Consider the following 6,354-nt stretch of genomic DNA (forward strand, 5'->3'; position numbering starts at 1 on the left):
TTCTCAGGACGGGGAGTCGGCAGTTCAGGGGACAGACCCTGTGGTCGTTCGAAGTTGCACAGCTGTGTGCACGTTATTACGATGGGTGCATGACGACCACCGATCGGCCCACACGTGCGCCACGACGGGACGCGACCGAGAACCGCGCCGCCCTCGTCCAGGCCGCGCGGACGCTCCTGCAGGCCGATCCGGACGCGTCGCTCGAGGCGATCGCCGCGCACGCCGGACTGTCCCGGCGTGCGGTCTACGGACACTTCCCCTCCCGGGACGACCTCGTGCGCGAGGTCGTGACGGGCGGAGCCGAGCGCATCCTCGCCGCGATGCCGAGCCGAGCCGCCCTCGCCGGGCTGCCCCCGGCCTCCCGTCTGGCCGCGATCGCCGTGGCCCTCTGGACCGAGGTCTCGCACGTCCGGTCGATGGCGGTCATCGCCGTCCGCGGCCCCCTGGTCGAGACCGTCGCCACCGTGTTCGCCCCGCTCCGTGAGCAGGTCCGGGACGCGTGCACCCTCGGCATCGCGGACGGCACGCTGCGCGACGACGTCGACGCCGAGACCCTCGGTCGACTCGTCGAGGGCGCCTGCCTGGCCGTCCTCGACGAGGCCGCACGGTCCGGCACGTCCGACGACGCCGGCCGCCGCATGGTCGTGGTCTCCGCCCTCGGCATGGCGGGCGTCGACTGGCGCACGGCACTGCTCGCACTCCCCACCCACACGCCCGTCCCGGAGGACCACGCATGACGCTCGAACTCGCCGCCGTCGGCATCGGCACCGGCCCCGGAGCCGAGCTCCCGGTGGTCAGCGCCGTCGCCGGTCCCGGCCACCCGGGCGTCGTCGCGGTCGAGACCGAACAGGCACCCGTGCTCGCCTCGCTCGTCGCCGGAGGTCGGATGAAGCCCGACACCGGGCAGGTGCTCCTCGACGGACACGACGACCCCGCGGCCGTCCGTCGCGCGTTCGCCCTCGTCGACACCCCCGGCGTCGCCGAGCCGTTCCCGGTGATGACCCTCAAGCAGATCGTGCACGAGGAACTCGCGTTCGCCGGCCGACGGCCCTCCCGGGCGGACGTCGCCACGGTGCTCGAGGAGCTCGGGATGACGCACTGGTCCGACACCCCGGTGCAGCGGGTCCCGACCGACGCCCGCGTCCGACTGCTCGCCGAGCTCGCGCTCCTGCGGCCCGGCGTCACCGGACTCGTCATCACCTCGCCCGAGCGGCACGGCGGTGCGGTCGCCGACTGGTTCGCCGTCGTCCGGGACGTCGCGCGCCGCGGGGTGACCGTCGTGCTCGTCACGTCGAAGGCCGCGGCGGAGACGGCGACCGCCCTGCTCGACACGATCACCGACCGCGGCGACGCGGCGGACACCACCACCGAGGGTCCCGAGGACGCGACCCGGACCGAGGACGCCCCGACGGGCCTCCCGACCGAACCCACCGACACCACCGACGCACCCGCTCCCCTGGAGACCCGCTCGTGACCATCCCCTCGCTCGTCCGCGCCGAACTCGCGCGCCTGACCGCCACCCCGCTCGCCCGCCTGGCGTTCATCGCCCTCATGTGCGTCCCGCTGCTGTACGGCGGCGCCTACCTCTGGGCCAACCGCGACCCCTACGCCAAGCTCGACCAGATCCCGGCCGCGATCGTCGACCAGGACGCCGGGGCCACCCTCGACGGCGAGCGCGTCGACTACGGGAAGGACGTCGCGAAGGAGGCCGTCGACGGCCACGACTTCGACTGGACCGAGACCACCGCGGCCGACGCCCGCTCCGGCGTGCGCGACGGCACGTACGACTTCGTCGTCACGATCCCGCACGACTTCTCCGCGTCCCTGGCCTCCGCGCAGTCCGACCACCCGGAGCGCGCCGAACTCGTCATGACCACGGCCGACACGAACTCCTACCTCGCCTCCACCATCGCGGAGCAGGCCGGCAAGACCATGCGGACGGCCGTCGCCGAACGCGTCGGGAAGGAAGCGGCGACCACCCTGCTCGTCGGGCTCGCGGACGTGCGGGACAGCCTCGGGGACGCGGTCGACGGCGCCGGCGAACTCGCATCCGGCGCGACGAAGGCCGCGAACGGGGCGGACAGGCTCGAGGACGGCACCGCGGAACTGGCCTCTGGCGCCGGGACCCTGGCGTCCAGCACGGCCGCGTTGCCGTCGCAGACGGCGCAGCTCGACTCGGGCGCGCAGCAGGTCGCGACCGGGGCGGCGTCCCTGGCCACGGGCCTCCGGTCGGCGCAGCAGCAGACCGCCGCGCTGCCGGACCAGACGCGGCAGCTCGCCGACGGTGCCGCGCAGGTCGCGGCCGGCAACGCCGAACTCGCCGCCCGCGTCGACAAGGCGAACACGACCGTGCAGGCGATCCAGCCCCTCGACGCGGACGCCGTCCTGCAGGACATCACCGCGAACTTGCCCGAGGGCGTCACCCTGACGCCGGAGCAGCAGCAGGCCCTGACCGCCACCGTCACCTCGGCCGTCGACCGGGCGAACAGCGCCGGAGCGGACGCGAAACAGCAGCTCGGTGCGACGACGCAGCAGATCGACACGCTCAGCGCCGGTGCCCGCCAGGTGTCCGACGGTGCGGCAGCACTGGCCGACGCCGCCCCGCAGCTGTCGTCCGGCATCGCCACCGCCGCGGACGGCGCGTCGACGCTGTCGACCGGTGCCGCACAGGTGGCCGCGGGGACGAAGCGGTTGGCCGCAGCCGCGCCGCAGCTGTCCTCCGGAGCGTCGCAGCTGGCCACCGGCGCGACCTCGGCGGACGACGGTGCGAAGTCGCTCGCCAGCGGCGTGCACGCCCTCGAGTCCGGCTCGTCGGAACTGGCGTCCCAGCTGGACAAGGGGCGGACGAAGATCCCCGCATCGACCGCGTCGTCGCGGAACGCGCAGGCCTCCGTCATCTCGGACCCGGTCAAGGTCGGCGACGACAACATCGCCGCGGCCTCGAACTACGGAGCCGGCCTCGCGCCGTTCTTCATCTCGCTCGCCGCGTGGATCGGCATGTACGCGCTGTTCCTCATCCTCAAGCCGATCTCGAAGCGCGCCATCACCGCCGTCCGCCGACCCCTGCGCGTCGTGTTCGGCGGCTGGCTCACCCCGGCGCTCCTCGGCGTCGTGCAGATGGCCGCGCTCTTCCTGATCGTCCGGTACGCCCTCGACCTCGACGTCGTGCACGCCGGCGGGACGGTCGGCGTCATGGTCCTGGCGTCGGCGACCTTCGCGGCGATCATCATGACGCTCAACGTGCTGCTCGGGTCGGTCGGGCAGTTCCTCGGCCTGGTGCTCATGCTCATCCAGCTCGTCACCGCGGGCGGCACGTTCCCGTGGCAGACCCTGCCCGGGCCGCTCGCCGCGCTGCACTTCGCCCTGCCGATGACCTACTCCGTCGACGCCATCCGGCAGACGATGTACGGCGGCTCGCTCGGCACGGCGTGGAGCGACGCGGGCGTGCTGCTCTGCTGGTTGCTCGGCGCGCTGCTGGTGTCGTACCTCGTCACGGCGCGGCAGACGCGGACGCGGACGCTGCGCGACCTGCGGCCGAGCTTGATCGGGTAGGCGGCGGGCGCGGGGCGCGGCGGGCGCGCGCTCCGCGGACGGGCCGGCGCGGACGCGCAACGCGGCGCGGACGGGCCGGCGCGGACCGGACCCGCATAACAAGAACCGGTCCGCACCACGGACTCCCCTGGCGCGGACCGGTTCCTCTTGCGTCGGTTGGGGGCGGTCCCGACGCAAGAGGAACCGGTCCGCACCACAGACTCCCGTGGTGCGGACCGGTTCCTGTTGTGTCTGACCACAGACCGGCCGCGACAGCGGCCGGGAGGCGCGGGACAGCCCGCCCCGGCGCCGCCCGCCCGTCGGGGCTGCGCGGCCAGCCCGCCCCGGGCCTCCTGCCCGGTAGGAGGGCACGGACCGGACCCGCACGACCAGATCCGGTCCGCACCACGGACTCCCGCAGTGGGGACCGGTTCCTGTTGCGTCGGTTGGGGGGCGGGGTACGACGGCGGCCAGGAGGCGCGGGGGCAGCCAGCCCCGGGCCTCCCGGTCGGCAGGGAGGCGCGGGGGCTGCCCGCCCGGGCCTCCCGTCTCGTGCGCGGCCTGGCCAGGCGCGGGCCGGAGCCGCACAACAAAGACCGGTTCGAACCACGCAGCTCCGCGGTGCGGACCGGTTCATATTGTGTCTGACCACGGGACCGGGCACGACGGCGGCCGGGAGGCGCGGGGGGCACCCGCCCCGGGCCTCCCGGCTGGCAGGGCGGCGCAGACCGGACACGCACGACGAGAACCGGTCCGCACCACGGACTCCCGCGGTGCGGACCGGTTGCTGTTGGTTCCGGCCCGGGTGCGGTCGCCACGGTGGGCGGGAGGCGCGCGGCCAGACCGACCCGGGCCTCCCGGCCCCTGCGCCGCCCGGCAGGGCGTGGAGCGCGACAGCGCTACGATCGGGAGGACGCATCCGGCGGGTGCGCAGCCGGAGGTCGAGGATGACGATGGGGAACACCAAGCCCGCGACGATCTACGACGTCGCCGCGCGTGCGGGGGTGTCGAAGTCGCTCGTGTCCCTCGTGTTGCAGCGCTCCCCGCGGGTCAGTGAGCAGCGTCGGGCGGCCGTCCTCGCGGCGATCCAGGAGCTGGACTACCGGCCGTCGACCGCCGCGGTGTCGCTCGCCGGCACCCGCTCCCGGACGATCGGGGTCGTGCTCGACGACTTCCGCAACCAGTGGTTCGTCGACCTGCTGACCGGCCTCCGCGAGGCGCTGCAGGACCAGGGCCATCGACTCGTCGTCGCCGACCGCTTCCTGAACACCGGGCTCGACGTCTCCCCCGTCGAGGGCTTCCTGTCCATGCGGGTCGAGGGACTCGTCATCGCCGGGGAGCCCGACACCGACCTCGCGATCCCGGCGAGCACGCCCGTCGTCGTCGCGGGCGGTCGGGCAGCGCTCGCCCGCGCGGACACCGTTGCGAATGACGACCTCGCCGGCGGGCGCATGGCGGCCGAGCACCTCATCGACCTCGGGCACGTGCGGCTCGGCTTCGTCGGTGGGCACTCGGCGGCGAGCGACGCCCGGCTCGAGGGGTGGCGAGCCGCCATCGACGCGGCGGGTGCACGGGCTGGCGGGTCGGCGTCGGACGGCTTGCCCGGGCCGTCCGACGCGACCGGGCCATCCGGCGTGACCGGGGTGGCCGTGGTCCTGGCCGCCGACGTCACCGAGGAGACGGGGTTCACCGGGACGCACCGCCTCCTCGACGAACACCCCGAGGTGACCGCGGTGTTCGCCGCGAACGACGTGACCGCCCTGGGCGCGATGTCCGCCATCGCCGATCGAGGTCTCCGCGTGCCCGAGGACATCTCGGTGATCGGGTACGACGACACCCCGATCGCGGCCTCCCGGTACGTCGGCCTGACGAGCATCGACGACCGCAGCATCGACATCGGCCGCGGCGCCGGGGTGCGGCTGCTCGAACGCATCGCGGACCCGGGGCTGACCCCCACCGAGGTCCTGGTCGAGCCGCGGCTCGTCGCCCGCCGCACGACCGCCTCTTGCTGAACGCACCCGCGACGACATCGTGCGCCCGAGGGAAGCGTCGGTGACCCGTCCCCGCTTTCGGGACATCCTGACAGCGCCGGTACCTGAGCGGAACTAGGCTTTGGTCGACCCCTACCCGAGGGGTCACGTGGACGGAACACCCAAGTTCATCCCGACGTCTGCATCCTTTCGGCGGCACGAGCACCCTCTCGTGTCGGACGCACAGGTCACCCTGCCCGTGCCCTCGCCGTGGGTCCCTGCCCACGGTGTCCTGACCGATGCTGCCTCGCCTGCCCGGGTGGCCCTCCTCGGAGTACCCGAATCCCTGGAGAACAGAACATGGCACGCATCCTCACCCGCACCATCGGCGGCGCCGCGGCCTCGATCATCGTCGGCGGCATCGCAGCCGTCGCGGTGACCGGAGTCGCCTCGGCACACACCCCCGAGGTGTCGGCATCCTGCACGCAGCTGCACGTCGCGCTCGCGAACTACCCGGCGAACTCGACGGTCGACGTCGTCCTCGACGACACCGACCACGGCACCACGACCTTCGGGCCGAGCGCGTTCGACACGACGTTCCCGCTCGACACGACCCGCAAGCACACCTGGTCCGTCTCGGTGACGTCCGGCGACGGCGACCACGCCTTCGACAAGACGTTCGCCGGCGAGTCGACCGACGCGTGCCTCACGGTCGCGCCCCCGGTCCCCACCCCGACCGGGACGCCGACGCCCACGCCGAGGCCGACGGGCGAGCCGGTGAACGCGAGCTCGCCGGTGCCGTTCGAGCCCGGACCGGTGCCCGGTGCGCCGGCGGCCGTGGTGCTCGTACCGG

At 73.9% G+C, this 6,354-nt stretch carries 4 protein-coding genes and 1 pseudogene; all 5 read left to right on the plus strand.

Going from position 1 to position 6,354, the window contains the following annotated elements; all coding sequences use genetic code 11:
- Positions 1-89 precede the first annotated feature (89 nt).
- Positions 90-737 (plus strand): TetR/AcrR family transcriptional regulator, encoded by a 648-nt coding sequence (locus DEI95_RS16225; RefSeq protein WP_111060891.1) that lies wholly within the window; start codon positions 90-92, stop codon positions 735-737.
- Positions 734-1,474: a hypothetical protein gene (locus tag DEI95_RS16230; protein WP_111060892.1), complete on the plus strand. Its 741-nt coding sequence runs from the start codon at positions 734-736 to the stop codon at positions 1,472-1,474. Before DEI95_RS16225 ends, DEI95_RS16230 begins: the two co-directional genes overlap by 4 nt.
- On the plus strand, positions 1,471-3,552 hold the full coding sequence (locus tag DEI95_RS16235; protein ID WP_111060893.1) for a YhgE/Pip domain-containing protein: 2,082 nt from the start codon (positions 1,471-1,473) through the stop codon (positions 3,550-3,552). The genes DEI95_RS16230 and DEI95_RS16235 overlap by 4 nt, the downstream gene beginning before the upstream one ends.
- Before the next feature lie 932 nt (positions 3,553-4,484).
- The gene (locus DEI95_RS16240; protein ID WP_111060895.1) at positions 4,485-5,543 is read left to right on the plus strand and encodes a LacI family DNA-binding transcriptional regulator; all 1,059 of its coding nucleotides are present in this window, start codon (positions 4,485-4,487) and stop codon (positions 5,541-5,543) included.
- Positions 5,544-5,861: 318 nt separating this feature from the next.
- Positions 5,862-6,354: pseudogene (locus tag DEI95_RS16245) on the plus strand (hypothetical protein); the annotation flags it as partial.

This window comes from Curtobacterium sp. MCBD17_008, assembly GCF_003234475.1.
Classification (GTDB): Bacteria; Actinomycetota; Actinomycetes; order Actinomycetales; family Microbacteriaceae; genus Curtobacterium.

Bases quoted from the DNA above. Each gene is read 5' to 3' on its own strand.
- DEI95_RS16225 (WP_111060891.1), top strand. From the start codon at position 90: ATGACGACCACCGATCGGCCCACACGTGCGCCACGACGGGACGCGACC.
- DEI95_RS16230 (WP_111060892.1), top strand. From the start codon at position 734: ATGACGCTCGAACTCGCCGCCGTCGGCATCGGCACCGGCCCCGGAGCC.
- DEI95_RS16240 (WP_111060895.1), top strand. From the start codon at position 4,485: ATGGGGAACACCAAGCCCGCGACGATCTACGACGTCGCCGCGCGTGCG.